Origin of the sequence: Peribacillus cavernae (assembly GCF_003989135.1) — a bacterium.
GTDB classification, from domain to species: Bacteria; Bacillota; Bacilli; order Bacillales; family DSM-1321; genus Peribacillus; species Peribacillus cavernae.
In genome coordinates this window covers 54,693-80,589 of the sequence record NZ_RYZZ01000004.1, presented here as the reverse complement: position 1 = coordinate 80,589, position 25,897 = coordinate 54,693, and the positions used below count along the sequence as shown (strand labels likewise).

The following is a 25,897-nucleotide window of genomic DNA, read 5'->3' as shown; positions in this document are numbered from 1 at the left end:
GGAGTTACAATTCCATTCTTGTAGAATTTCTTCCTTGTTTCGTCCAAAACGATCGAGTGAATGAATATATAAAACATCCCCTTTCCGGATCATCCGTTTTAATAGTTGATATTGTTCTCTGTCAAAATTTTTCCCACTTTGTTTATCCATAAAGATATCTCGTTCATCAAGCCCCTTTTCTTTAATGGCTTGAAGTTGTCGTCCTTCATTTTGATCTTTGCTGCTGGCTCTTATGTAACCAAATTTACGAACATCCATTTTTTTCTCCCTCTTCTATTTTTCTCTCTCTTATTCTACCAAAAACATTCGTAATAGTGCATACAAGACAAAGAACGTTCGTAAAATGTTTTTAAACTTTAACGAACGTTAAAATAGAGCCATTATATTAAAAAAACACCCGTTTGTAAAAGTGTACTTTTATAAACACTAATAAAAACTTATTCCAAAAAAGTATTGCTTTGAAATAAAGTTTGATAATTTACCATAGAGGTAAGTAGTGACATATTGGAAGACTGTCCCTCCCTGAAGAGAGAAATTCTTAGTATATGGGTTTTTCATTCAGACGGAAAATGGGATCTTTAGAAACAACTTTATTGTCACTATGTGATATTTGCGTATGAATCAAAAACAAACAATTATTTTTATTAAACAGTGGCATTTTTTCAACGGAAGAATGCGGCTTCTCGCTGTTAAAAGGAAATAACTTTATTTGTACTGAACACTTGACAGGAATAAGAAAAGTGTATACAATAAATTTGATTGGTCAATCAAAATGAAACATGGATGATTAATAATATGAAAGTGGGTGATTAAAAAATGGAAAACAAACAATATTTGATAGCTAATGCACGGAGAGAACAAGTCATTAAAGCTGCGATAGAGATTTTAGCAGAAATTGGCTATCACAGCACGAGCCTTTCCAAAATAGCAAATAGAGCAAATATAAGTACAGGACTTATATCTTATCATTTCTCTGGCAAGGAAGATTTGATGAGAAATACGTTGATGTATTTGGTTGAACAAGAGCGAGCGTTTATTAAAGAAAAAGTAGAACAGAAACAAACGTATATGGAGAAATTAATGGTTTTTATAGAAGCAAGTTTAGCATATCAGGGTACAAACCGTGGAAATAACATCGCTTTCCTTGAAATTGTTTTTAATGGTCGCACACCAGACAATGTCCCTTATTATCTGGTAGAAACTGATCCTGATAATGAAGATGAATTAAGTGTTTTGTTGAAAGAGATTCTTTACAAAGGACAAGAAACTAAAGAATTTGGTGATTTTGATCCTCAAGTGATTGCAATTGTCATTCGGGGTGCTATATCAGGGTCGATGTCTTTACCTCAATATGAAAATAAGCTAAATCTTGAAGATTACAGTGAAAAGTTGGTTAAGAGCGTTTTAAAAATGATTAAATAACCATCTTCGAAACTTTACAGACACGTGTGGCATTAAACAGTAGAAATGAGAGGAGCAACTTTATGCAAGAATTACAAGATTATTATTTGACTTTATTACCAGGTCTGGAGGGAAATTTATTTTTACAATTATTAAGTATCTTTATCCTTTCCTTAATCCCGTTTTTTGAAGCTCATGGAGCAATACCCTTGGGAATACTTTTAGGGTTCCCCTCTATACCAGTAATTTTAACAGCAGCAATTGGAAACTGGGTAGGTGTAATGGCTTTTATATGGATATTCAGCAAACTGCGTTCTAGAGTCAAAAGTAAGAAAAAAGATAAAGAACCAAGCAAGCGTGCTTTAAAAGCAAGACGCTATTTTGAGAAATATGGTGTTCCTGGCGTTTCTTTAGCTGGAATCTTAATAGGATTTTATGTTTCAGCTGGTATTCCTTTAGCGGCAAAGGTAAACAAAAGTTACGTAAGTTTATGGATTACCATTTCAATTATTCTAGCGTCTGTTGCTGTTGGTATTCTGTCTGTATCTGGAGTAAATCTTTTATCGTGATTTATTATTTGTATAAAAAAGCTCTATCTAAACAGATGACAATAGATAGGGATATATTTATAATAAAAATTGATTAGTCGGTTAAAATAAAAAATGTATAATCAACTTGTTGATCCCACTTCCATATTTGCTGCGCAGACAATAGTGAATGTAAGTATTAATATGGTTAACTCAATTATGGAAAAACAAATAATAAAGGAAGGTGTATATTCCATGTTTCGTTTTAGTCGTCATGGAAAACGTCGTAGGAGAATGAAAAAAGTTAAAGAGGGCGATGGTCATCTTTTGAAAAAGTACCGAATATGGAATATATTTACCCACTCATTATTTCATATAGAAATAACTAATGATACTGATGGAAAAATCACTAATTACGCTATACGATCAAGATATTTTGCAGAAGAGCCAAGCGTTGATTTATACCGCAAGGGTAGACATGTTGCCTTTTCTAAGCTTCCAGCAGCTTTTCCAGTAGATAATGGCGTAATTGAAATAACAAACAGTTCGAGCGGAATTAATCGAATTCATTATATTACAGATCAAGAAGGTGCCTTTACAATATATCCAGATAAACGTTCGATTAGAGGTTTTCGAATGTGGGTGCATAAACGATTTCCCAAAATCAGCTCCTTTATCGGAGGAATGGCGGTTGTCATCTTATTAATATCAATAGCCCTAAGCGTACCTCAACTAATGGAAACAATCTCTGAGATTCCATGGGTTTCTGAAAATATAGGCACATTTGTATCTCCAATCACACTATCAGTTTGGACTTATTTTTGGATTGGTATTGCAGCGGCATTAGCTGGAACAGAACGGACTCTTATGCTACGGAGTCATTGGTTAATCGATATCGAAATGGGCAGCAGTTTGGGGGGAGATTAATTCAGTCTCTTAAAGAGACAACCTAATTTTGGTTAAGTCTATCAAATCTCGTCAAACAAAGATTGATATTTTAAGGAAGGAATGATGAATAATATGTCAAAATTTACATCACTGATTTATTCTCTATTGATTATGGTATTGCTAATTGGTTGTGCAAGTAACAATAGTAGCCCATTAGAAAATGAAGAATTAAATCAGCAAACTGATACAGAGGAGAAAGCGAATGAAACAGCACTTGATTATGATGGAGATGGAGGGTTCTTATGGAAAGTTGTTAATGGTGAAACCACTGCTTACGTCCTTGGTAGCGTCCATTTAGGTCATGAAGATTATTACCCACTTGTGACTGAAATTGAAGAAGCGTATGAGAGCTCGGATGTAATCCTTCCAGAAATTAATATGTTTGAAGTTGATATAACTAAAGAAGAAATAAATGAGATGGCATTATTTGATGATGGTACGACATTGGATGAAGTTTTATCGGAGGAGTCATATGCTAAGCTTTCAGACATATTTGAAACACACAGAATGAACGTGGAAGATTTTAAGCAATATCAACCATGGTTTGTAGAAAGTTTATTAACAGAATTTGTTGCAGAGGAAAGTGATTTATCATCAGAGTATGGGGTTGATTTGTATTTTCTTCAACGTGCCTTAGAAGACGATAAAGAAATAATTGAATTAGAAACGATTGAAGGGCAATATGAAATGTTGACTGGCTTTAGTATGGACACACAAGTTGAAACTCTTGAAGATTATATCGGTGCCTATGAGGATCAAGCTGATTGGTTAAACCGATTAGGATATAACTGGGTGCATGGAAATAGTAATAGAGATTCACTTGTTAACCAGTTATCAGATAGCTTTGAGGGTGTTGATGAAGAGTACCAACAAGAGTTAAATGATAATCGTAATATTAATATGGCAAATAAACTCGATGAAATTTTACAAAGTGACAATGGTCAGACCTATTTTGCTATCATTGGATCTCTACACACTGTGATTGATCCGAGTGTCCTAAGCGAACTCGAGGAAAAAGGATACGATGTTGAACGTATCTATTAATACGAAATAAGGTTAGATACACCAATAGAAAGCGTACTATAAATCCATTATAGGTAATCTTGAACAAAAAAACCTTACAAAACAATACTTTAGCACAGTATTGTTAATGGAGGAGTTACATTCAAGTTTGTCTTCTTTTTACGAAATTGCTATGAAAAGAAATTAGTTAAATAAGTTGTATATTCATATGAAAGCCCTCTTCAACTAAAAGGGGCTCCTTAGCGTACTGAATACGACTTTTATTGGCTCAAAATTCTGTTAGCGTACAAAATTTCCAAAATGTTGGCGGTACCCCTTTACCAAATAATCCCCTGGAACATCGAAAGATGCTGCGTGATCTGTGGGAGGAACAAAAATACATTGAAAAGCCAATATTGGATGAACAGGCATTTGAAGAGATCGGTATTGTTTTGAGAGATTCCCACAATTACACACTAGAAATTAAACTAACCTTATGGAAAAACTGGTGTTTTGAAGAGGTCACAGGAATTGTTGGGCAAGTGGATTATCAGCTTAAACGGATAAGAATAGACATGGAGAATGATGATATGGAATACATATTACTGGATAGCATCACTGCTGCAGAAAGAATGTAAACAGATATCCCATAGAGAACCGGGTGCTCATTTTAAATAGAGGTTAGAAAAGAACCGAAAATAATAAGAAATTTGAGAAACACCTCTTTAAAAACTGACTATGTCAGTGAATAACTAAGAGCTCCTATTTAATAGGAGCTCTTAGTTATATACCATATTACGTCAACGAAAATATTAACCGAATTAATACGCGCGTAGTAGAAATCATTTTATTAATTAAAATTACTGTCCTATAGTTGCGCCTACTCTATGAACGTCATATCTTGTAAAAGTCTTTTTTACGGTTGTAAATGAAGAGCTTGTGTAGTAAGTCGCATAATGGTCTACTAGATAACGTTTATAATACGAACTATAAGATTCCCATGTACGGATCTTCAAATAAGTAGGTTTTGTATTAACGTACTCACCGACACTCGTTGCAAGACCGGCTATAGTCGCTCCCCCTGCCCTACCATATGTATATCCAACAGCAGTCGCTATGCCTGTAATTGCACCCTTTGTAACATTATTGACAAAAGTAGCAGTTCTTGGACCATATACTAATTTTCTAGAACCAACTAAATGACCACTAGTCACATCACCTGCTGGAATTTCATTTGGTTTACCCTATTGCCCATCATCAAAATATATTTATATTATATACTCGCATTAAAGGGGGAAATTGGATTGGAAACTGTTGCTGATAAAAAAGCTAAATTTAATATCAATGCATTATTAATGTTAAGTGTTGTAATTATCATTGCTAATATAATTGTTGAATTTAATAGTAATACATTTGTGCGTATCATTCTTTTTATATTAATTGGAATAGGAGTAAAATTCCTAGAGCCGCACCTTTCCAAAATCACGGGAGAATTTGGAAAATATAAAATTAACATTTTTTTGTTTATTTTACTTTTATCTTTAGTTGGCTCGTTGTGTGCATATATAATTGAGTATTAATAGAATCATTATGGAATATAGCGTCTGACAAATTGTTAAATCAGTGAATAAAAGCCCTACCAAGAAGGGTTCTTATTAAGCTAAAGATTGCATTAATTTTATTAAGTTTTGGAGAAACCTCATTTATTAGGGTTTCTCCAAATTTTAGTTCAATTATCAACACTAAAGTTTAACAGAGCCATTACGATAAAAGTGCCCGGTCGCTTGTCAGGCTTGTTCCCCGAATGCTCTTAAATTCCTGCATCAAATGGTCAATCGTCAATGTTCGTTTCTTTTCCTCATCGACTTCTAAAATAATTTGCCCTTTATCCATCATGATCAACCTGTTCCCTAAATCCAATGCCTGTTGCATATTATGGGTCACCATGATCGTCGTTAATTGATATCTCTCTACGATCTCTTTCGTTAACGAAGTAATCAACTCTGCCCGTGATGGATCCAGAGCTGCAGTATGCTCATCCAATAATAGAATCGAAGGCTCTGTAAAGGTTGCCATCAGCAGGGAAAGCGCCTGTCTTTCTCCACCGGATAGCAGACCCACTTTTGCCGAAAGCCTGTTTTCCAGACCAAGATGAAGAGTTTCGAGAACATCTTTGAAGTACTCTTTTCTTTTTTTGGTCACTCCCTTTTTCAATGTTCTCCGCTTATCCCGGGAGTAGGCAAGCGCCAGGTTTTCCTCTATTGTCATAGTCGGGGAAGTCCCGGCCATTGGATCCTGAAATACCCTTCCTATCATTTCGGCACGTTTATACTCGGGGAGATATGTGACCTTTTTTGTTTCGACTTTCACTTCTCCTACATCCGGCAGCAGTACTCCGGATACGAGATTCATAAGTGTAGACTTTCCCGCTCCGTTACTGCCAATCACGGTAACGAAATCTCCCTGATTCAATTGAAGATTAACATGATTCAAGGCGATTTTTTCATCAGGCGTTCCCTCATTAAAAACTTTATGGACATTATTTAATTGAAGCACTGCTTCCACCATTCCCTTCTTCAGGAACACCAACTGCTTTTCTGTATTCAGCTTGTCTGCGGCCTTTTCGTTTCCGTTCTTTATAGCCGTCGATAAACTTTGGCAGTACAAGGGCAAGAATCACAATGAATGCGGTAATCATTTTCACATCACCTGGCTCGAAGAACTCCACTCTAAGTGCGAGCGTGACAACGATACGATAAATAATGCTGCCGCCAATGACCGCTAGAGTGGTGCGAGCAATCGTCTTTGTGCCAAACAGCGCTTCACCGATAATCACAGACGCGAGGCCGATGACGATCATTCCAATCCCCATTCCAACATCAGCAAAGCCGCCTTGCTGTGCAATCAGGGAACCGGAGAGGGCCACCATTGCATTCGATAAACCAAGCCCTAACACAATCATGACATTCGTATTTGCTGCAAAGCTTCTGATCATTCTCTGGTTATCACCTGTTGCCCGCAGCGCCAACCCAATCTCAGTGCGAAGAAAAAAGTCTGTCAAAAATTTTATCACAAAGGTTATCACAAACATAAAAAGCAAAATACCCCAGGTCCGGGGCAGGCTATCCCCAAGTCCTATTGCCACCAGCATACTATTCAGTGCGGAATCGATCCCGATTTTACCCCAAAAATCACTCACATGAGTAAATACCGATTCCGTGTTCAATAAAGGTACATTCGATCTCCCCATGATTCGCAAGTTTATCGAATAAAGGGCGATCATCATTAAAATTCCAGATAAAAGAGTATTAATCTTGCCAACCGTATGGAGAATGCCTGTCAAACAACCGGCAACAAACCCTGCTAACATGGCAATGATTGTTGCCGTAAATGGATTTACCCCATTTACAATTAAAATCGCGGCCGTTGCTGCGCCGGTCACGAAGCTTCCGTCAACTGTCAAATCAGGAAAATCCAGAATCCTGAATGACAAGTACACGCCAAGTGCCATAATGGCATAGATGATTCCCGATTCAAATGCGCCAAACAAAGCAGTAAACATCGTAGATCATCCCTTCCTATTCCCCTTCAAAAAATTCGCCGATTTTCTCCCACTCCGGTTTTACTTTCACCCCTTGCTCCTCTGCAGCTTTTTTATTGATCATTAATTTCAAGTCCTTTGGAAGTTCGACCGGTATCTCGGATGCCTTTTTATCTCCCTTAAGAATATCTGCCGCCATGACCCCTGTCTGGTATCCAATATCGTAATAATTAAAGCCGCTTGCAGCCAATGCGCCTTTTTTCATTGAATCCAATTCGCCGACAAATAAAGGAATCTTTTTGCTGTTGGCCACAGATATGACAGACTCAAGTGCAGATACAACCGTATTATCGGTTGGAATGTAAATGGCATCAACTCTGCCGACAAGTGATTCGGTTGCCTGCTTAACCTCCGCGGATGTTGATACGGATGTCTTTACAAGCTTCGCATCCTTTTCTTCTGCCAGTTTTTCTACCTGGTCGACCTGAACGACAGAATTTTGTTCACCGGCATTATAGACAACGCCAATTTTCTTTGCCTCAATTTCATTTGTGATGAAGTTGATGGTTTTGCCGGTTGCTTCAGGGTGGTTATCAGTCGTACCTGTAATATTGCTGCCTGGTTTATCCAATGCTTCGACCAGCCCTGCTCCAACCGGATCAGTTACTGATGTAAATAAGATCGGAATCTCTTTTGTTGCATTCAATGCACTAATCGCACTTGGGGTAGCATTCGCGAAAATAAGATCAACCTTGTCTCCCACAAAGTTATTCGCGATCGACTGTGTATTATTTTGATCGGCCTGCGCATTCTGAGTGGCAAACTCCACATTTTCTCCTTCTTTAAATCCTTTTTCCTCCAAAGCCTTTTTAAAGCCTTCCGTCGCTGCATCAAGCGATGGATGTTCCGCAAACTGTGTGATACCAATATTGTACTGCTTTGTTTGCCCTTCTTCTTTATTGCTGTTTGCAGCATCACTGCCGCATCCTCCTAAAGCAATAAGCCCGGCCATGATTAATGATGCTGCACTGATTTTTTTCTTCATAGGAAATCCCCCTTAATAGTATTGTTATATTCTAAAAATTTAATATATTAAAATTAAAAAAGCAACCTTTCTTTTTTGTCACCACAATTTTAACCTCCAATCAGTAGGGTTTTTACAAAAAAAAGCCTTCTCCCTTACTAGAAAAGAAAGGTGAAGGCTCCTTATAAAATATTAAGATTTTAATGCTGTTGACAAAGAATCGGAAGTGATCTTCCAATGGGAAGTATTCCATACCGGCTCGCCGTTTTTGAATAAAATGGCTTGTGGAGATTCGTGCTTGATATTGTATGTCTCCGCAACATAGTTGGAAAGCGGGCGGGCTTCCTGCACGGCCAGATAAGCCGTATTGATATCTCCATGGTCTTCAAGGAAGCTTTCATACTCTTCGAAAGCAGCGCCGCTTACAGGACATGTCAAACTGTGTTTGATAAGTAAAAAGCTCTCCTTTTTTGCCAGCTCATCAAACTGCTCTCGTGTTTCAATTTTCTTTTTTTCTGCCATTATTGTTCCCCTTTTCATTTTCATCAAAAGTATTCCACATAAAAGCGGTGAAGCCATCTTACCACTTCACCGCCTCCTGTGACAAATATCTTACTTGCCCCTTTCTTTTTTAGGAACTTATTTATTGTATTGGTTTTCTGTTTCTTCGAATGCTTTTCTAGTTTCATCAAGCTTCAACTGGGCAGCATTCTTGCCTGGTACCGTACTTGAGGAAGAAGTTGCATCAGCCGTCGAAATATCTCTATCAGCAGCGGTAAAATCGGTAGTTGGTGCTTTTGACGTAGAATAATCACTGACGCTTCCATCGTTGGATAAAGTAGAATCTGATTCGCCGCTGTTTGGTTTCATGCTCTTCACTTTAGTCATTAAATCAGCGGATTTATTCGTTACCATGTCTGTTACTACATTTGTTTTTTCCTTGGCTGTTTCTGCAAGGCTTCCTCCTTTTTCCATTGCAACCTGTCTGATCTTCTCTGTTTTTTCGGATAGATTTTTGGCTTGAACATTTAAATCGTTTCGTAAGTCCTTGCCGGATTTAGGTGCCATGAAAAGGGCAGTAGCCGCACCAACCATCCCGCCAACCAGTGCTCCGATAATAAAATCCTTGGAGTTAATGGAATTGCTGTCTTCTTGATAAGGCTTCTGATAATCCCTTGTGAATTCCTGATATTCTTTCTGAGTCATAATAATTGCTCCTTTTTTATAGTTTTATTATTTTGATCTTGACAAGTCGCTTGCGCTCTTCTTAGTACCTTGATCGTAAAAATCTTTTTTTGGGTAAATTATCTGTTGGTTCTTCCTCGGTTTTGACAATCGAGGTTGTTTGGACAGCAGGCAGGTTTTGGTCTTTTCGCGTTCTCCATTTGTCGCGGATTTCCATTGCGACATTGCTCCATTGAACAATTTGGGAAATTTTTTCTTGGTTGTTGTCAATTCCTGCCTGGACTTTATTGGATACCTTTTGAATCGAAGAATTGAAATTCTGAATGGATGTTCCCACATCCTTCACCGCGTGGACTACCGAATTCAGATTTTCAGATTTCTTTTGCAAATCCTCAGCAAGCACGTTTGTTTTATGAAGGAGTGTGGTTGTTTCAACGGTTACCCCCTGCATTTGCTTTTCAAGGCCATCCAAAGTGTGTGCTACACTGTCAAGCGTGGCCTGAAGTGATTTTAGTGTCCTTGATAGGAAAACCACTAGCACAAGAAAGGCAATCGCTGCTATAGCAGCACTTAGATATAAAATTACTTCCATACAGACACCTCCGGTAAATGTTCCAATACATCTTGTTGTATTTGACTTGTTATTTTAAATACCCATTCCCTTTTATTATAAACGTACTTAATTTTTTCGATATTGTCCCTTGAAATTCCTGCTTTTTAAAGAAAGGTTTTGCTTTCTCTTATTATTATTTTCCAAAAGCGTGGTTATTTAAACAAATAGGATGGATGATTATTATTTCTGATTTCGAAATATAATAGTGAAAATAAACGATATAATCGGTTACAATATATGTGTTTAACAGTATATACATACGGAGGAATGACTATGAAAGACCCTAGAATTGAAAAACTGGCAAAGAACCTAATTAATTATTCCATTAAGCTTCAAAAAGGGGAAAAGGTATTAATTGAAAACTTCGGCCTGCAGCGCGAACTTGTTACTGCGCTTGTTAAAGAAGCTTACGCTGCAGGCGGCCTTCCTTTTGTCACATTGAAAGATCAACAGGTGAACCGTGCTCTACTGATGGGCGCCAAAGAAGAGCAATTTAATATGATGGCCGAATTTGAGGCAAATGTCATGAGCAAGATGGACGCTTATATCGGACTCCGCTCAGGTGACAACATTAATGAGCATGCCGATGTTCCGTCTGACAAGACGTCCATCCATGGGAATACCATTGGCAAGAAGGTCCATTTGGGAATCCGTGTACCGAAAACAAAGTGGGTCGTGCTTCGTTATCCGACTTCTTCCATGGCCCAGTTGGCCAAAATGAGCACCGAAGCATTTGAAGATTTCTATTTCGACGTCTGCAACCTTGATTACGGAAAAATGGGTGAGGCGATGGACAGCTTGGTTGAAATAATGGATAGAACAGATAAGGTACGCCTCACTGGCCCGGGAACCGACCTAACATTCTCTATCAAAGGTATTAAAGCCATAAAATGTGCCGGTGAGTTAAACATCCCGGATGGCGAAGTGTACACAGCTCCTGTTAGAAATTCAGTAAACGGCATTATTACGTACAACACTCCGTCACCTTATCAAGGCTTCACTTTTGAGAATGTGAAGTTGACTTTCAAGGATGGAAAAATCATCGAGGCTCAAGCAAATGATACCGAGCGCATTAACCAGATTTTCGATACGGATGAAGGCGCTCGTTTTATCGGCGAATTCGCCATCGGTGTGAACCCTTTCATCCACCATCCGATGCAGGATATCCTTTTTGATGAAAAAATTGATGGCAGCTTCCACTTTACACCGGGACAATGCTACGATGAAGCCTATAATGGAAACCAATCCAACATCCACTGGGATATGGTAAATATCCAGCGTCCGGAATACGGCGGTGGTGAAATCTACTTTGATGGCGTGTTGATCCGCAAGGACGGCCGTTTTGTTCTCCGGGAATTGGAAAAGTTAAACCGGGAAAACTTGAAGTAATAAGAAAAGCGCTAGCGCCTTGCAGAGGAACGTCGACTAATCTTCCTTTTAACAAAAAAACGGAAATCCACAATGCGGACTTCCGTTTTTTAAATTATTGGATAAGTTGTTCATAGGCCACCTGGAACTTTTGAATATCCCCCGCACCCATAAACAAAACGACCGCGTTATCATGATTCAATAACGGAGCAGTCGCTTCTTCCTTGAGAAGCTCGCTGCCTGGAACTTTCTCCTGCAGATCCTCAATCGAAAGCTTGCCCTGGTTTTCACGGGCAGAGCCAAAGATCTCGCATAGATATACCTTATCCGCTAAATTAAGCGCTTCGGCAAATTCTCCAAGGAATGCTTGCGTCCGGGTATAAGTATGCGGCTGGAATACAGCAACGATTTTCCGTTCAGGGTATTTTTGTTTGGCAGAATCGATTGTTGCTTTAATTTCAGTAGGATGGTGCGCATAGTCATCGATGATGATCTGGCTTCCGGCTGGCTTTTCAGTGAACCGCCGCTTTACTCCGCTGAAAGTCAACAGCTGCGCTTTGACGGCATCGGTATCCAAACTCTCATAATTACACAGAGCAATGACAGCAAGTGCGTTCAGCACGCTATGGTTTCCGTATGTTGGAATCGTAAATGTTTCATAGAAATTATTCCGGACATAGACATCAAAACTTGTTCCTTTTTTAGAGGTTGTGATATGCCTTGCCTGGAAGTCATTTTCTTCGGCAAACCCATAGAAAATGACCGGAACTCTAGCCTGGATCCGCTGAAGCTGTTCATCATCCCCGCAGGCTATGATCCCTTTATTCACTTGCAATGCCATCTCCTGAAACGCCTGGAAAACATCTTCAAGATTGGCGTAATAATCAGGATGGTCAAAATCAATGTTTGTCATAATTGCGTAGTCAGGATGATAGGAGAGGAAATGACGGCGATATTCGCATGCTTCGAACACAAAGTAATCGGCGTCCTTCACCCCTTTGCCTGTTCCATCTCCAATGAGGAAGGATGTAGGCTTTGTTCTGCCCATGACATGCGCAAGCAATCCGGTCGTTGACGTTTTGCCATGTGCCCCGGTAACAGCCACACTAATGAAACTTTTCAAAAAGTCTCCAAGAAAACGGTGATAGCGGACTACAGGCAAACCAAGCTGCATCGCTCTTGAAATCTCTGGATGTGTATCCGGATATGCATTGCCTGCGATGATTGTCATACCCGGCTGTATGTTTTCTTCACTGAACGGAAGAATTTTTATTCCGGACTTTTCAAGCGCTATTTGTGTAAAAAATCTTTTTTCATAATCGGAACCCTGAACTTCTTGATCCATATCATGCAGCACCTGTGCAAGTGCACTCATCCCTGAACCTTTGATTCCAACAAAATGGTAAACAGTCATAAATAGAACCTCCACCAATCGTCTATCTGTATGACAGTATATGACGTTTTCTGTTATTTGCCTACCGATGAACAATCTGTGCTTTTGGTTTATTCATCAATGGCATGTTTTTCTTTGCTGTACTAAGACTCCCAGCCAATAAAGCTCATTATAACATTTATTCGGTAAGTCAGCCATGTGAGGTGCGTTTCAAACATTAAATTCCTAGGAGGTAAGCATCCGATGCTGCCACAATGTCACCATTGAACAGCTGAATAAGCGCATGCGGCATCGTCCCATACCCTTCTTGCCCCACCATTCATTCATGGCATGCGTAGCCTGGGCAGTAGCTCCCCCAATATAGGCAGCATATCCATCCCCGGCCTGCTGTGTAAAATGGTCATCCCGGTCACCCATGAAAATAACCGGTTTTTGAATTCCTGAATGAGCTGCCGCCTTTACGACATTATATACGTTCGTAGCCACTGAAGTTCTGCGGGAAAGAATGCCGTCAATCTTTTACTCTTTCATCAAATTTAAAGGTTTTATTTGTTAACCTCTTGATTTCCCCCTGCAATTTCAATTGGATTTCCTTCATCCATAGTAGCTCCCCTAATTTCCTGTAATAATCATACTCCTACTTATTTTAAACAATTGCAGGTAGAATACCAGCGTTAATTTCCGCCCGATGTTTCAAGAATGAATTCAAGTTCCTCCTGGGAGATTAATACATCACGAGGTTTACTGCCTCTGGATTCCGAAAGTATTCCCTGGCGTTCCATCATCTCAATCAACCTTGACGCCCTGTTATAACCTACATGAAACCTTCTTTGCAGGCTTGATGCCGATGCTCCGCTCTGGTTGACCGCGAATTCACAGGCCTCATAGAACAATTCATCCGTTTCTTCAGTCACCTGTGCCTTGCTCAATAATTCTTCCTGTTCAAATAAATAAGCAGGTGCCTGTTCATTTTTCACATGGTTTACCACTTGGTCAATTTCCTCGTCACTTACGAATGTACCCTGGAGGCGCACCGTTTTTGACGATCCATTTTCAGCGAAGAGCATATCCCCCTTACCGAGCAGCTTTTCAGCGCCGCCACTGTCAATGATTGTGCGGGAGTCCACCTGAGACGAGACGGAAAAAGCAATGCGTGTTGGGATATTTGCCTTGATTAGCCCCGTTATGACATCTACTGAAGGACGCTGGGTGGCGACAATCAGATGGATTCCACATGCCCTGGCCTTCTGGGCAATCCGGGAAATCGCTTCCTCCACATCTGCCGGCGACATCATCATTAAATCAGCGAGCTCATCTATTATCACCACAATAAAGGGCAGTTTATCGGAATATTGCCCCGCTTTGTCGGCCAATTCATTAAAACGGCTGATATCGCGGACACCGGCATGGACAAATAACTCATAGCGGCGCTCCATTTCCTCAACCGCCCATTTCAGTGCCACTGTAGCAGCTTTGACATCTGTGATGACCGGACTAACCAGATGGGGAATTCGATTATAGGGTGCCAGTTCGACCATTTTCGGATCAATCAGCAGCAGCTTCAATTCCTGGGGCGTTGCTTTGTATAACAAGCTTATCAGCATTGTATTGATACACACACTTTTCCCGGATCCTGTCGCACCCGCGATTAATCCGTGCGGCATTTTCTTTAAATCAGTTACGATCGGCTGTCCCGAAATGTCGAGGCCAAGCGCAACCGCAAGCGGTGACCGGTCTTTTTTGAACGCTTCACTATCAAGAACCTCCCGCAAAAATACCGGTTTGCTCTTGCGGTTCGGAATTTCAATCCCGATGGTGTGTTTCCCGGGAATCGGCGCCTCCATTCGAATATCCTGCGCTGCGAGGCTTAATTTAATATCATCCGTTAAATTGGTAATCTTGTTTACCTTTACCCCAGGTTCCGGCTGTACCTCAAATCGCGTCACCGCAGGTCCCTGAGTTACGTTTACTACTTTTGCCCTGACATTGAAATTCTTAAGTGTATCATTCAACAACTGTGATTGCTCTTCGAGCCATTCCTGATCGTTCTGGGCATAGGCAGGCGGTGTCAGCAGTTCGATGGAAGGAAACGCATAAAATGGCGGTTCTTCATCATGATCACTAACCGCTTCGATTCTGTTTTCCGTGATTGTTTCGGACTGCTGCATTCCAGTGCTTACATTTTCATAAACCCCGGCTTCTTCATCCTCAAAAAGGCTTTTTTTTTGAGAGGCCTCACTTTGTAATTGAATCCAGCGGTCTCTGTCCTGCTTTGTCATCATCACATTGAAGGGAATATGCTTTTTGCGGGAAACATCTTCCCTCTTCTCTGTTTGTTCTTGGATCGGCTCGTCCCAAACATCGCTTTCGATACCAGAGGTCACGGGAACTCTCTCCTCTATGACGGAAACCGGCGCGCTTTCCTCATGCCAGTAATCATGATTTTCCTCTACTGCATTCAACTGAACGGCTTCGGTATCCGTATCGATATCCACAAGTTCAGCTGAAAAGAAAGAACTTCCGTCAGGTACAGCCCGTTCATCTTCGTGAAACTCTGCATCAATTTCTGTTTGTAGCTTTGTGTCCATTTCCATTCCCGCTTCAGCTATCACAGTTTCAGGAGTGTCCGCTGGTAAAACAGGAGCCTGTGCCGAAACAGCGACTTCGGAGAAAACCCCGTTTTCTGGAATCGTTTTGTCGATAGTCTCCTTTCTCTCTGTTTCAATTTCTTCAGAAGAGGGATTTGGTTCACTTAATTCGCCTTCATTTTTATGGTAGATAGCTGGTATTTCAAAAGGTTCATTTTCCAGAATCGATATTTTATTCTCAAACTGGGATTCTACTGCCTCTTTTGTTGCGGTTGGCTTTTTTTCCGGCCGTGTAAATCCATAAATGGGAGAGGGAATCTCTGTCGGCCGAAACGGAACATTGGAAGGCTGTATCTTTTTCAGCTTGTTTTCTCTCTGATCTTCTCCAGATGCGGAATTGCTTTTCTTTCTGGTCTCATGCTTTTTTTGATGCTCCGCCTTTTGTTTCTTTCCGGCAGTACGAACGGGTTGTTCATCCTGCCTATTTCTTCTCAAACGTTCACGGTCTGGGATCACAGGGAACTTAAATTGCCCTTTTGGGTATTGATATAGAACCTTTGCATCCGGGTCATTCATTTTCATTGATTGGGCCGGCCGCGGCAGATATGTCGGTTTGGACTCTGCTTTTAATTTGGAAAAGTCCATCGTTTTTAGCTTTTCTTTATCAATTGGCTCGTCTACAATAATTTCTTCTATTTCAATGATTTCTTCATCCTGGAACCAGTTCTTCAGTTTCTTTAGCCATTTCAAAAAATATCACTCTTTTCATTGCTGAGTCTTTTCTTATTTTAACAGTATTTCACAAAATATCGAGCAAAAATAATAGATTGGGACCATATGAGTAAGGATTGGATAACATTGCCTGACTAGTTGTTTGTAGCCCGATTATCATGGGTCCCTGTCGAGGATTCCTGCTGAGGGTCCCTCCCTCCCTACTTATCCCTATATCTAGATATGTAAACGCAGAACCTTATTTCAGGATAATTTAATCCGTTTCATTTGTCCTGTAAAATGAGACGCAATGGCATAAGAATAACAAAAAAACAGGGATAAACTCTTATTCATACAAGCAATATCCTATGCTGTATAAATAAAAAGTCCCCCTGCATCGTTTCCATTCCTCATAAAATATCATTGAAAAGAACAGTTTATTCTTACTCCTTGCGGCTTTTGTTTTTGGCCAGGATAAAAACAGGCTCAAGCCCTTCTTCTTCATACAGGAAGGATAAGGCCGTGATCGGAACATGCCCGCTGGCAAAAAAACTCATCGCCATTTGTGCTAGTATATCATATCCTGTATCATTTTCTACATCTGCGATAATGATAACATCCTGATGAGGAATAGCGAGGGCCATCGTGCCTTTCATTTTTCCTTTCATCTCTCTTAACCACGCATCGTTTAAAATCCTGCTTGCGTCGTATCCATCGTTTGTATTCAAGAAATAAAACGTATTGCCTGCCACTGTGTCCGATTTGATCGGTGCCGAAAGCGAACGGACGTTAAATCGGGCTACCTGGCGGATACGCTCAGGACGCCAATTTTCTTTCTTCAGCAGCTGCTGATCAATTAAGCGATACGTATTGCCAAGGTCGAGCGCATAATAAATTCTTGTTTCCGCTGTGTGCTCGTCGAAAAGGAACTGATTCCCTTCGGCTGCTTCATCCGGAAATGAAGTAGATCTGATGACCGGAAAGATCTGTTTTTCCCGGCCTTCAAGTGTTTGTTCTTCTCCCATTACTTTCAATGCTTCTTCCACATAATAAACCACTTCGTCAATCGCTTTTTCCTTGAGTGTTTCCCATTTTGCAATAATCCCGGGCAATTCTATCGAGATTCCTTTGCCTGTTAAAGCATTCTCGATACGAAGGACATCTTTTTTGCTATCAAAGCTGAAAGTCCGGTTATCCGAATCAAGCCGCTCCTTCAAAATGTTCTTCATTTTCTTTCCATCCATTTTCAAATTTGGTCCCTCCTTAAAAGAAAAGCGCAAGCGCCTTGCTCAGCCCCGACAAGCATAAGACGAGCATCTGTATGCGGAGCGATCTTCTCCCCATCAGATGATTGGCTTATGACCTCGAGGGGCTAGGCGCTGGAGCTAGACACCCAGTACACATTGAAAAAGTTATTTTCTTTTCTTGTAGAAAAGCGCAAGCGCCTTGCTCAGCCCCGACAAGCATAAGACGAGCATCTGTATGGGGAGCGATCTTCTCCCCATCAGATGATTGGCTTATGACCTCGAGGCCGACTAAGACCGCCACGTCCTCATGTCTTCGTCGGCACTAGCACGTCCTGTGCGTCGGGGCTAGGCTGCTTGCGCTAGACACCAGTACACATTGAAAAAGTTATTTTCTTTTCTTGTAGAAAGGAACGTCGACTAACACCCGCCACGTCTATACTGATCAAAAGATAAATTGCCCCCATCGGTTGACGGGGGTGAACCCATTATAATGATTGAATGAAATCTTCAATTTCCTCTTGTGTTTTACGGTCCTTACTGACAAAACGTCCTAATTCTTTGCCATCCTCAAAAGCAAGGAAGCTTGGGATTCCAAAGATATCATTGGCCGAGCATATATCAATGAACTTATCACGGTCGACGTATACGAAATCATATTCCGTATGATTACTTTCTATATCAGGAAGGACAGGTTCTATCGCACGGCAATCAGGGCACCAATCTGCCGAAAATAAAAAGATATGCTTGCCTGTATTCTTCATTTCATCAAATTGTTCCATTGATTCCAATTGTTTCATTTCTATTCTCTCCTCATCATCTCTATCATTTAATCGTTAATGCTAGTGTTAGCAAATACTATTTTGATGATACCAGACAAGCTTGAACCAGACCAATAATGCAACTTGAAATCCGAGTCTTTCATCATTTAACCCGCTTCAAACGTTTTTTTCGGTTCAATTACTTTTTCGATACTCCAACCTTAAGCCTATTCCTATCAAACTTCTATTGTTTTGATGAGGATTAAATTATATAATATAGTAATTATTTCATTTTCTTAAATGCTGCTATTGAATCAGCAGGGCAGGGGATGCAGGCCGCGGCTTTGCCGTTCCAATCTGTCGTTTCCCAATTTAATCTGGCAAACAAAAAAACGATGAACACAAAAAAGAAGTTTCCGGAATGAAAGAATAGGAAAACTAACTAAGTATAAGAAACACATCAAATGAGTATGGAGGCGTTATTATGAAAATGACCGTTTACTTAGCAGGAGAAATTCATACGAATTGGAGGAATGAATTGAAGGAAAAAGTGGAAGCATTGCAGCTTCCGCTGGATTTTGTCGGTCCGATGGAAGACCATGAACGTTCAGACAATATCGGCGAAGAAATCCTAGGCTCCCAGCCTTCGAGCATCCTGAAAGATGCTTCGGCTTCCAGTGTGAATAATCTTCGCACCGAGCTGCTTATGAAGAAATCAGATCTTATCATAGCCCTGTTCGGCGAGAAGTATAAACAGTGGAATACAGCAATGGATGCAAGTGCTGCCGTATCTCTCGGAAAACCGCTGATCCTGATCCGGCCGCAGGAACTGCATCATCCGCTAAAAGAGCTTTCCCGCAAAGCGAATGTTACGGTTGAATCCGTAAACCAGGCTTTAAAAGTCTTGTCTTATATCTTTGATTAAAAACGAAAAAATCCTTGTCAGCTTATTATCCTGACAAGGATTTTTTATGCAGCTTTCATTTTTTATATTCATATTGGCCTATGAGCATTTTCATACAAAAGCTGGCCTTCCAGTATAGTTTAACTAATTCCGAAAGCCAGCAATCATTCACCCGTTATTTCTGATACTTGCCACTGTCGTTTTATCACATCCCCTTACAAGCTTGCCAATCAGCTCGCGTGCTGCGGCGTAATCATCCACATGGATCATCGCTGCATGGGTATGAATGTAACGGGAACATATGCCGATCACCCCGCTCGGTACTCCTCCGTTTGCGAGATGTACTTTTCCAGCATCCGTACCGCCCTGGGAAACGTAATACTGGTAAGGGATTTGGTACGACTCAGCGGTATCGAGAATAAATTCACGCATGCCGTTATGGGGCACCATGGAACGGTCAAGAATACGCAGTAAGGCCCCCTTGCCAAGCTGGCCAAATTCTGATTTATTTCCAGACATATCGTTTGCCGGACTGGCATCCAACGCAAAGAAAATATCAGGTTTAAGCATAAAAGCAGCTGTTTCGGCGCCTCTTGCCCCCACTTCTTCCTGGACAGTCGCACCTGAATACAAGGTATTCGGCAATGTTTCATCTTTCAGGTCTTTCAACAACTCGATCGCCAGACCGCATCCATAGCGATTATCCCATGCTTTAGCAAGGATTTTTTTCTTATTTGCCATCGGGGTAAACGGAAAAACAGGGACAATTTGCTGGCCGGGCTTAACACCTATCTTAGTCACATCCTGCTTATCATCAGCACCAATATCGATCAGCATATGTTTGATATCCATCGGCTTAGAACGCTGGGCTTCTTCAAGCAAATGCGGCGGTGTAGAACCAATCACACCGACGACCGGGCCGTTGTTCGTTATGATTTGTACTCTTTGGGCCAGCAGCACCTGGCTCCACCAACCGCCCAGAGTCTGGAAACGAATCATTCCGTTTTCTGTTATTGATGTAACCATAAAACCCACTTCATCCATATGCCCAGCGACAAGAACCCGCGGTCCTTCAGAATCTCCTTTTTTGACGCCAAAAATTCCGCCCAGATTGTCCTGGACGATTTCTTCTGTATACTTCTCCAGCTCCGATCGCATGAATTTTCTAACAGCATGTTCATTTCCGGGTGCGCCAGGCAATTCCGTCAAAGTCTTAAATAGTGTTAACGTTTCCTGATTCAATTCATCTCACTGCCCCTTAATCAAAACGATTTTATGTACATCTTTATTTTACAGAAAATTATTGTCGGTTACTATTCTTTAACTGGTTGATCTTTCGGTGCTAAAAAATAACTCCTGTTGTTAGTCAATCCTTTTATTCTTTTGTATACTAGAAGAAGATTATTCAATAACTATTTTGGAGGGGAATAAGTATGAATTGGAAAACCTTGCTGCTCGGTGCGGTAGCGGGATTCGCCGCAGGATATGCTGGAAAACAAATATGGGAACAATCAGGTAATCCTTCTCCTGAAAAAGTGCTGGAAAATGTTAAATCCGCTGTCAAGAAAGATGGCAAAATCTATGGTTCCTGGATCCTCATGAAACCGGAAACCTATGAAAAATTCGATTTGGATTACCAGGTGTACAGAGGCGGCATTACCCGCCATAACGAGGGCAAGCGGGAGCAATTCGAATTTGTTGCTGATGCTTCCACAGGCACGGTAATCGACTTCACACACAAAAACATCTGAGACCTAAAAACAGGTGGCCCTATAGGGCCACCTGTTTTTACACCATCATTTGGCAGGCTTCCTCTTTTTCTTTTCAGCCAAATATTTAGCGTATAGGACTGCATTCCTGGCAACATCCAATTCACAATTAAATATGACAGGCGGACCTGGTCTCCAATTTACTTCAATCACCCACAATTTTCGATCCTCATCGACGCCTACATCGATGCCTAATTCATCAAACGATACATCATCATATAAATTATCAAAGTGGTTGGAAAAACTTATGGAGAACTGCTCAAGCTTTCGTTTCATATCATACCAGGCATTTTTGTACTCTTTTTGTAAAAATTCATCAAAGAAACCGGTATAGCCGCCGCTACCCATATTTGATGTAATCGTACCAATTGGACCTATCCGTGGAAAAATAGAGGTAATAGTCCATTTGCCTTCCCCATTTTTTTGCACATGCAAACGGAAATCATATACCTGACCCGATTTCATTTGAAAAGTAAGAAATCGTTGGACTACATATTCTCGTTCTTTCATTTTTTGAGACACCAAGTTTAGCATCTCCTCTTTATTGGATGTTGAGATTTGCCCTGACTCATTAATTGTGTATGTTCCCTTTCCGGTTTTTTCAATAAAAACAATACCTTCGCCTTGATGTCCAGACGCTGGTTTAATAATTACTTTTTGATAAAGGCCAAGCATGTCAGTCAATTTTTTGGTATTAGTTAACTCATCTGTAGGTATCAGGTATTGTTCAAAATCCTTTCCTCTTTTTATTTTGTGATATACATGTAATTTATCTCCGACGTAATGACTTGTAACTGGGATCCTTTTGTATAAATAACGGATAATATCGTCCTGTTTATCACTTACCGGATAACGCGCATTATAAATCACATCAGGAAAAGGAAATTCTTTATCTATCCACTCACCGTTTTCATAAACTTTTCCGATGATTGTTTCGGTATCGATATTGACTTTTCCTGGCGTAAAGTAAAAAAAGTTCACGCCTTCAGCCTTTGCAACAACGGAATAGGCATAGGCTTTTCTCACTTTTTGCGGATCAGTTCGATGATGAAGCATGCCAATTAAGGTCATAACTGCTATATCCCACCTTTTTTATAATGCCTTTACATAAAAATATTAAAAGGGGCGTTTTTGTATTCCTATTTTTCTGTTTTTCAAGAACCATTATTGTCCTAAATTTATATCCTACCTTATGCAGACAGTGAAAAAATTGGCATATTTGGGTGGGATAAATAAATTATGAACACGATTATTTTTGTAGGTACTAATAAATCAGGGTCAACCAGAGAAGCGATTAGAGCAGCGGAGCGTCTTGGTTTTTTCACAGTGTTATTAACTGATAAACAACAATTTGTGCAGCAAAGGTTAGAATTTCCTGACGTACATCAAATGATTTTCACAGATTTGTCGAATTACGAGTTATTAAAAGAAAACATCATTAAGTTGGAAAAAAGGGGGAATATAATCAAATCCATTCTAAGTTTTATAGACCCTTATGTTCATCTGGCAGCAACTTTGGCCGAAGAATTCTGTACGAGTGTTGTCTCATCCCATTCTATTCTGAATATGGAAGATAAAGTGTTAACACGAAACCTCCTTAAGGATTTTTCTATGTCGCCTTACTTTTCTATTTATTCACCAAACGATTCCTTAAGAACTTTTATCCACAAACAGACCGGGCATTTACCGTTAATTGTAAAGTCACCTGTCTCAGCAGGATCAAAAGATGTTCTATTGGCGAATAATAAAATTCAATTAAGAATGTCGATGAAAAGATTATCAAACAAGTATGAAGACACACCTATTTTAGTGGAGGAATATTTAACGGGCCCTCAGTATTTAATTGAAACATTAGTTCATGATGGTAAAGTGCATATTGTCGCGGTTATTAAACAGGAAATTACCTTTCAAAAACGTTTTATCGTAACGGGTTATAGCTTATTATCAGATATAAAAAAACAAGTATATGATGATATTTACGAAACAGTGAATGCGATTGTGCAGGCTTTTCGAATGAAAAATGGTGCTTGCCATTTTGAAATGCGTTTCGTACAAGGAGAATGGAAACTAATTGAAGTCAACCCGCGGATTTCAGGAGGTGCGATGAATCGCATCATTGAGGTCGGATATGGAATTAACTTGATAGAAGAAACGATTCAGTTATTCCTGGGGAATACACCCAATCTTACTAGAAAACATAGTAAGTCCGTATATGTCCATTATATAACTGTAAAATCCGAAGGAAGGCTGGTTAATGTGACAGGTGTGGCTCGTGCTTCAAGATATCCTGGAGTTGAAGAAGTTTTTATAAAACCGCGGCAGGGAAAGATACTCCGCCCCCCATTATCCATGGGTGACCGTTACGGATACGTATTAGCTTCCTCAGATGTTGAAAAAGAAGCGAAGAAAGCGGCTCAGGAAGCAGCTAAGCAAATCCAGTTTAACCTTGAACCGATATAGACATTCCGAAGCATGAAAAAATTCTTTGTTTCCTACGAGGCATCTATCCAAGCAAGCCACGCCAAAAATGCATATTTGTATATATGGACAAAATAACAAATTTAGGGGAGATACGTTAATGAGAGAAAAAAAAGTGTTTCGCAATTATCAAGAAATAATGGATCTAGCACCTGATTCTAACATAAATCAAACATTAGGAACGCTACTAATTATTTCTAGTATTAAAAAAATATTCGGTAATTTTGATGTAAGAGATTTTAATTATCAATATGGCGACTATAAAGACTATGACGATTATAAAGACTATGACGACTATAAAGACTAACCATTTTAGCGGAGTCCCTATCAGGGACTCCGCATTCTTTTTCCTCCATTAGCTTTTTGGTAATGAGCCTTTATTTTTTCATTGCTCTCTATAAAGAAACAGCTAAATGAATATTATTGAAAATGCGCTTCGAGCCGGTAAATCCTGTTTCCCTTTTGCGAGAATCGTTCCTCGTACTCCGTCATAATGTTTCCTTGATAATCACTATTGTGGAAATCTAAACTTACATATGTCAGCAGCATACCATACCGTGAAATGCTCATTAGCGAGGATTCAAATAATCCCTGATTATCCGTTTTAAAATGAACCTCCCCTTTTTCTGGAAGGATGCTCTCATAGACCTTTAAGAATGTTTCATATGTCAGACGGCGTTTTTCATGGCGATTTTTCGGCCAAGGATCAGAAAAGTTTAAGTACACCCTTGATACATCGCCCTTCGCGAAAAACCCATGCAAGTCATTGGCATTTACATTCATCAGCTTCACGTTTGGCAAATCAGCCTCAATAAGCAGATCAAGTGCCGAAACAATCACCCTTTTGGCAAGTTCGATTCCAATGAAATTAACATCAGGATGTGCCTTTGCCATTTCTGTGATAAAACGGCCCTTACCCGTTCCTACTTCTATATATAACGGATTGTTATTTTCAAATACTTCTTTCCATTGCCCTTTGTGGCTTTTTGGCTGTTGAATCACATATTTTGGATAGTCAGCTAATTTTTCTTCAGCCCAGGGTTTATTCCTTAAACGCATTGATGACACCCCTATTTTAATTATATCTTTCACACCATACCATGGAAAATGCGATACCTGCAAGGACCGTCTTAGTGAACCTTGAATCCGGACTTTCTTACAGGCAATGGTTCCATCAAAAAAACCGCCGCATGATAAGTGCTGACGGTTTTTATTACAATTGGGAGTATAAATGTGTCCACTAATCACACTATAAAAAAGACAGTAATCATTCTTAAGAAAGGGTGTGCGCAAATGCCGCTTTCTCACCAGGATCAAGTTTCTTTATTAAAAGATATATTAAGCAATCAACAAAGTGACGCTTACGGATCTATTTCAGAATGCGAGCAGGTGGAACGGCTGGTAAAATCGTTAATGGTTAATACTGAAATTAATCATAATGTAAAAACAGTTTTGGAAGAAATCTATCGATATAGCCAGGATGGAATCAATGCATCTAGTTTGGATGCACATATCACGGCTCATAAAAACCAGCTGTCCGGATGGGTCGATGATATCGATCAGCTTTCCTGATCGTCTTGAAGGATTGAATGAATATGTTGAACAAGGCGGTCCATTTCCTCTAAACGATTTTTGTCTTTATGCCATTGGATCGAAGACAGCGCCTGGGCAATCACATGCCATTTCATCCGCATTTCCAGCCCGGCATCAAGGGTCCGGCCATACCGGCCCAGCCATGCGCGCCAATCCTTTTTTGGTATATAGGAATGCAGCAAAACGCCAAGATCGATGGCTGGATCGGCGATGATAGCACCATCCCAGTCGATCAGGAACAATGCTTCTTCGTCTGATATCAGCCAGTTATTGTGATTCACATCGCCATGGCAGACAACCAGTTCATCACATTCAACCAGCAGTATATGATTTTGTAAAAAGGCGACGGCCTGATTTACTGCCGGGATCTTAACAACATCCTGGTCAAGGCTTGTTTCTATTTGTGTCAATATACTTTCGGGCCTTAAAGGAGACTTTCCCAATCTTTTCAGCATAGACAGCAATGGCTCGGATTTATGAATTTTCTGGAGCAGCTTTGCAACCTGCTCTTCATTCATCTCCTGATGGGAAAGCTCTCTTCCATTTAACCAATGCTGTGCAGTGATTACATCCCCATTTTCAAGGCGCTTTGTCCATACAAGCTTAGGGACGATTCCTTCGGCTGACAAAACCGCCAAAAAGGGGGATGTATTCCGTTTCAGAAAAAGTTTCTGCTCTTTATCTTTAAGGGCAATGAAGGCTTCTCCGGTAGCTCCTCCAGCGGGAACTATTTCCCACTCCTGACCTAATAAATGTTCCAAAAGTGTCACCTTCAATTTCTTCGCATCAAATAAAAAAGACAGCCATTGACGATTTTACAACAGCTATCTTATTAAATTTTAGTTGA

The 25,897-nt window shown here is 40.2% G+C and carries 26 protein-coding genes and 2 pseudogenes; 12 read left to right on the top strand and 16 right to left on the bottom strand.

Features of this window, described 5'->3' with window-relative positions; genetic code table 11:
• Window positions 1–12: 12 nt before the first annotated feature.
• Window positions 13–258: pseudogene (locus tag ELQ35_RS03180) on the bottom strand (recombinase family protein); the annotation flags it as partial.
• A 558-nt stretch (window positions 259–816) separates the two neighbouring features.
• Here ELQ35_RS03180 and ELQ35_RS03175 point away from each other — a divergent pair.
• From ELQ35_RS03175 to ELQ35_RS03150, 6 genes are all read left to right on the top strand, one after another.
• Window positions 817–1,422 (top strand): TetR/AcrR family transcriptional regulator, encoded by a 606-nt coding sequence (locus ELQ35_RS03175; protein WP_126863386.1) that lies wholly within the window; start codon window positions 817–819, stop codon window positions 1,420–1,422.
• Between the two features lie 62 nt (window positions 1,423–1,484).
• The gene (locus ELQ35_RS03170) at window positions 1,485–1,970 is read left to right on the top strand and encodes a small multi-drug export protein (RefSeq protein WP_126863385.1); all 486 of its coding nucleotides are present in this window, start codon (window positions 1,485–1,487) and stop codon (window positions 1,968–1,970) included.
• A gap of 177 nt (window positions 1,971–2,147) precedes the next feature.
• Window positions 2,148–2,855 carry a hypothetical protein gene (locus ELQ35_RS03165; RefSeq protein WP_246025951.1) on the top strand — a complete coding sequence of 236 codons (708 nt, stop codon included), beginning with the start codon at window positions 2,148–2,150 and terminating at the stop codon, window positions 2,853–2,855.
• An 84-nt stretch (window positions 2,856–2,939) separates the two neighbouring features.
• Complete coding sequence (locus ELQ35_RS03160; protein ID WP_246025950.1) at window positions 2,940–3,920, top strand: TraB/GumN family protein; 981 nt, start codon at window positions 2,940–2,942, stop codon at window positions 3,918–3,920.
• 326 nt (window positions 3,921–4,246) lie between these two features.
• Entirely contained in the window at window positions 4,247–4,516 is a 270-nt protein-coding gene (locus ELQ35_RS03155) for a YolD-like family protein (RefSeq protein WP_126863384.1), read from the top strand.
• A 666-nt stretch (window positions 4,517–5,182) separates the two neighbouring features.
• Entirely contained in the window at window positions 5,183–5,458 is a 276-nt protein-coding gene (locus ELQ35_RS03150; protein ID WP_126863383.1) for a hypothetical protein, read from the top strand.
• A 181-nt stretch (window positions 5,459–5,639) separates the two neighbouring features.
• On the opposite strand, the gene ELQ35_RS03145 is transcribed toward ELQ35_RS03150, so the two are convergent.
• From ELQ35_RS03145 to ELQ35_RS03120, 6 genes are all read right to left on the bottom strand, one after another.
• Complete coding sequence (locus ELQ35_RS03145) at window positions 5,640–6,434, bottom strand: ABC transporter ATP-binding protein (RefSeq protein WP_126863399.1); 795 nt, start codon at window positions 6,432–6,434, stop codon at window positions 5,640–5,642.
• Window positions 6,418–7,440, bottom strand: a complete 1,023-nt coding sequence (locus ELQ35_RS03140) for an ABC transporter permease (RefSeq protein WP_126863382.1) — start codon at window positions 7,438–7,440, stop codon at window positions 6,418–6,420. The genes ELQ35_RS03145 and ELQ35_RS03140 overlap by 17 nt, the downstream gene beginning before the upstream one ends.
• A 16-nt stretch (window positions 7,441–7,456) precedes the next feature.
• Window positions 7,457–8,464, bottom strand: a complete 1,008-nt coding sequence (locus tag ELQ35_RS03135; protein ID WP_126863381.1) for an ABC transporter substrate-binding protein — start codon at window positions 8,462–8,464, stop codon at window positions 7,457–7,459.
• Window positions 8,465–8,635: 171 nt separating this feature from the next.
• The gene (gene ytxJ / locus ELQ35_RS03130; RefSeq protein ID WP_126863380.1) at window positions 8,636–8,965 is read right to left on the bottom strand and encodes a bacillithiol system redox-active protein YtxJ; all 330 of its coding nucleotides are present in this window, start codon (window positions 8,963–8,965) and stop codon (window positions 8,636–8,638) included.
• A 117-nt stretch (window positions 8,966–9,082) separates the two neighbouring features.
• The gene (locus ELQ35_RS03125; protein WP_126863379.1) at window positions 9,083–9,649 is read right to left on the bottom strand and encodes a YtxH domain-containing protein; all 567 of its coding nucleotides are present in this window, start codon (window positions 9,647–9,649) and stop codon (window positions 9,083–9,085) included.
• A gap of 61 nt (window positions 9,650–9,710) precedes the next feature.
• Complete coding sequence (locus tag ELQ35_RS03120) at window positions 9,711–10,220, bottom strand: DUF948 domain-containing protein (protein WP_126863378.1); 510 nt, start codon at window positions 10,218–10,220, stop codon at window positions 9,711–9,713.
• Window positions 10,221–10,514: 294 nt separating this feature from the next.
• On the opposite strand from ELQ35_RS03120, the gene ELQ35_RS03115 reads away from it, so the two are divergent.
• Window positions 10,515–11,630, top strand: a complete 1,116-nt coding sequence (locus tag ELQ35_RS03115) for an aminopeptidase (protein WP_126863377.1) — start codon at window positions 10,515–10,517, stop codon at window positions 11,628–11,630.
• A gap of 94 nt (window positions 11,631–11,724) precedes the next feature.
• Here the strand turns inward: ELQ35_RS03115 and murC are convergent, their stop codons facing one another.
• From murC to ELQ35_RS03090, 5 genes and pseudogenes are all read right to left on the bottom strand, one after another.
• Window positions 11,725–13,023, bottom strand: coding sequence for a UDP-N-acetylmuramate--L-alanine ligase (gene murC / locus ELQ35_RS03110; RefSeq protein ID WP_126863376.1), 1,299 nt, complete (start codon window positions 13,021–13,023; stop codon window positions 11,725–11,727).
• A 211-nt stretch (window positions 13,024–13,234) separates the two neighbouring features.
• Window positions 13,235–13,518 (bottom strand): annotated as a pseudogene (locus tag ELQ35_RS03105) (nicotinate phosphoribosyltransferase); the annotation flags it as partial.
• 158 nt (window positions 13,519–13,676) lie between these two features.
• Window positions 13,677–16,235, bottom strand: coding sequence for a DNA translocase FtsK (locus ELQ35_RS03100; protein ID WP_126863398.1), 2,559 nt, complete (start codon window positions 16,233–16,235; stop codon window positions 13,677–13,679).
• Window positions 16,236–16,744: 509 nt separating this feature from the next.
• Window positions 16,745–17,551 (bottom strand): DUF1444 domain-containing protein, encoded by an 807-nt coding sequence (locus tag ELQ35_RS03095; RefSeq protein WP_126863375.1) that lies wholly within the window; start codon window positions 17,549–17,551, stop codon window positions 16,745–16,747.
• 482 nt (window positions 17,552–18,033) lie between these two features.
• On the bottom strand, window positions 18,034–18,345 hold the full coding sequence (locus ELQ35_RS03090; RefSeq protein ID WP_126863374.1) for a thioredoxin family protein: 312 nt from the start codon (window positions 18,343–18,345) through the stop codon (window positions 18,034–18,036).
• A gap of 445 nt (window positions 18,346–18,790) precedes the next feature.
• On the opposite strand from ELQ35_RS03090, the gene ELQ35_RS03085 reads away from it, so the two are divergent.
• On the top strand, window positions 18,791–19,231 hold the full coding sequence (locus ELQ35_RS03085) for a YtoQ family protein (RefSeq protein WP_126863373.1): 441 nt from the start codon (window positions 18,791–18,793) through the stop codon (window positions 19,229–19,231).
• Between the two features lie 147 nt (window positions 19,232–19,378).
• Here the strand turns inward: ELQ35_RS03085 and ELQ35_RS03080 are convergent, their stop codons facing one another.
• On the bottom strand, window positions 19,379–20,452 hold the full coding sequence (locus ELQ35_RS03080) for a M42 family metallopeptidase (protein WP_126863372.1): 1,074 nt from the start codon (window positions 20,450–20,452) through the stop codon (window positions 19,379–19,381).
• 191 nt (window positions 20,453–20,643) lie between these two features.
• Between ELQ35_RS03080 and ELQ35_RS03075 the strand changes: the two genes are divergently transcribed.
• The gene (locus ELQ35_RS03075; RefSeq protein WP_126863371.1) at window positions 20,644–20,961 is read left to right on the top strand and encodes a PepSY domain-containing protein; all 318 of its coding nucleotides are present in this window, start codon (window positions 20,644–20,646) and stop codon (window positions 20,959–20,961) included.
• Between the two features lie 45 nt (window positions 20,962–21,006).
• On the opposite strand, the gene ELQ35_RS03070 is transcribed toward ELQ35_RS03075, so the two are convergent.
• Complete coding sequence (locus tag ELQ35_RS03070) at window positions 21,007–22,050, bottom strand: YheC/YheD family endospore coat-associated protein (RefSeq protein ID WP_126863370.1); 1,044 nt, start codon at window positions 22,048–22,050, stop codon at window positions 21,007–21,009.
• 168 nt (window positions 22,051–22,218) lie between these two features.
• Here ELQ35_RS03070 and ELQ35_RS03065 point away from each other — a divergent pair, with 168 nt between their 5' ends.
• On the top strand, window positions 22,219–23,439 hold the full coding sequence (locus ELQ35_RS03065; RefSeq protein ID WP_126863369.1) for an ATP-grasp domain-containing protein: 1,221 nt from the start codon (window positions 22,219–22,221) through the stop codon (window positions 23,437–23,439).
• 118 nt (window positions 23,440–23,557) lie between these two features.
• A complete protein-coding gene (locus ELQ35_RS03060) occupies window positions 23,558–23,764 on the top strand; it encodes a hypothetical protein (RefSeq protein ID WP_126863368.1) in 207 nt (68 codons plus the stop codon).
• A gap of 113 nt (window positions 23,765–23,877) precedes the next feature.
• Here the strand turns inward: ELQ35_RS03060 and trmB are convergent, their stop codons facing one another.
• Window positions 23,878–24,516: a tRNA (guanosine(46)-N7)-methyltransferase TrmB gene (trmB, locus tag ELQ35_RS03055; RefSeq protein ID WP_126863367.1), complete on the bottom strand. Its 639-nt coding sequence runs from the start codon at window positions 24,514–24,516 to the stop codon at window positions 23,878–23,880.
• A gap of 234 nt (window positions 24,517–24,750) precedes the next feature.
• On the opposite strand from trmB, the gene ELQ35_RS03050 reads away from it, so the two are divergent.
• Window positions 24,751–25,029, top strand: coding sequence for a YtzH-like family protein (locus ELQ35_RS03050; RefSeq protein ID WP_126863397.1), 279 nt, complete (start codon window positions 24,751–24,753; stop codon window positions 25,027–25,029).
• Here the strand turns inward: ELQ35_RS03050 and ELQ35_RS03045 are convergent.
• Window positions 25,017–25,811, bottom strand: coding sequence for a phosphotransferase family protein (locus ELQ35_RS03045; protein ID WP_126863366.1), 795 nt, complete (start codon window positions 25,809–25,811; stop codon window positions 25,017–25,019). The two genes, ELQ35_RS03050 and ELQ35_RS03045, sit on opposite strands and share 13 nt — an antisense overlap.
• Between the last annotated feature and the right edge of the window lie 86 nt (window positions 25,812–25,897).

Coding starts and splice junctions, on each gene's coding strand:
- ELQ35_RS03175 (WP_126863386.1), top strand. CDS start 817: ATGGAAAACAAACAATATTTGATAGCTAATGCACGGAGAGAACAAGTC.
- ELQ35_RS03170 (WP_126863385.1), top strand. CDS start 1,485: ATGCAAGAATTACAAGATTATTATTTGACTTTATTACCAGGTCTGGAG.
- ELQ35_RS03165 (WP_246025951.1), top strand. CDS start 2,148: ATGGAAAAACAAATAATAAAGGAAGGTGTATATTCCATGTTTCGTTTT.
- ELQ35_RS03160 (WP_246025950.1), top strand. CDS start 2,940: ATGAATAATATGTCAAAATTTACATCACTGATTTATTCTCTATTGATT.
- ELQ35_RS03155 (WP_126863384.1), top strand. CDS start 4,247: ATGCTGCGTGATCTGTGGGAGGAACAAAAATACATTGAAAAGCCAATA.
- ELQ35_RS03140 (WP_126863382.1), bottom strand. CDS start 7,440: ATGTTTACTGCTTTGTTTGGCGCATTTGAATCGGGAATCATCTATGCC.
- ELQ35_RS03135 (WP_126863381.1), bottom strand. CDS start 8,464: ATGAAGAAAAAAATCAGTGCAGCATCATTAATCATGGCCGGGCTTATT.
- ytxJ (WP_126863380.1), bottom strand. CDS start 8,965: ATGGCAGAAAAAAAGAAAATTGAAACACGAGAGCAGTTTGATGAGCTG.
- ELQ35_RS03125 (WP_126863379.1), bottom strand. CDS start 9,649: ATGACTCAGAAAGAATATCAGGAATTCACAAGGGATTATCAGAAGCCT.
- ELQ35_RS03120 (WP_126863378.1), bottom strand. CDS start 10,220: ATGGAAGTAATTTTATATCTAAGTGCTGCTATAGCAGCGATTGCCTTT.
- ELQ35_RS03115 (WP_126863377.1), top strand. CDS start 10,515: ATGAAAGACCCTAGAATTGAAAAACTGGCAAAGAACCTAATTAATTAT.
- murC (WP_126863376.1), bottom strand. CDS start 13,023: ATGACTGTTTACCATTTTGTTGGAATCAAAGGTTCAGGGATGAGTGCA.
- ELQ35_RS03100 (WP_126863398.1), bottom strand. CDS start 16,235: ATGGACTTTTCCAAATTAAAAGCAGAGTCCAAACCGACATATCTGCCG.
- ELQ35_RS03090 (WP_126863374.1), bottom strand. CDS start 18,345: ATGAAACAATTGGAATCAATGGAACAATTTGATGAAATGAAGAATACA.
- ELQ35_RS03085 (WP_126863373.1), top strand. CDS start 18,791: ATGAAAATGACCGTTTACTTAGCAGGAGAAATTCATACGAATTGGAGG.
- ELQ35_RS03075 (WP_126863371.1), top strand. CDS start 20,644: ATGAATTGGAAAACCTTGCTGCTCGGTGCGGTAGCGGGATTCGCCGCA.
- ELQ35_RS03070 (WP_126863370.1), bottom strand. CDS start 22,050: ATGACCTTAATTGGCATGCTTCATCATCGAACTGATCCGCAAAAAGTG.
- ELQ35_RS03065 (WP_126863369.1), top strand. CDS start 22,219: ATGAACACGATTATTTTTGTAGGTACTAATAAATCAGGGTCAACCAGA.
- ELQ35_RS03060 (WP_126863368.1), top strand. CDS start 23,558: ATGAGAGAAAAAAAAGTGTTTCGCAATTATCAAGAAATAATGGATCTA.
- trmB (WP_126863367.1), bottom strand. CDS start 24,516: ATGCGTTTAAGGAATAAACCCTGGGCTGAAGAAAAATTAGCTGACTAT.
- ELQ35_RS03050 (WP_126863397.1), top strand. CDS start 24,751: ATGCCGCTTTCTCACCAGGATCAAGTTTCTTTATTAAAAGATATATTA.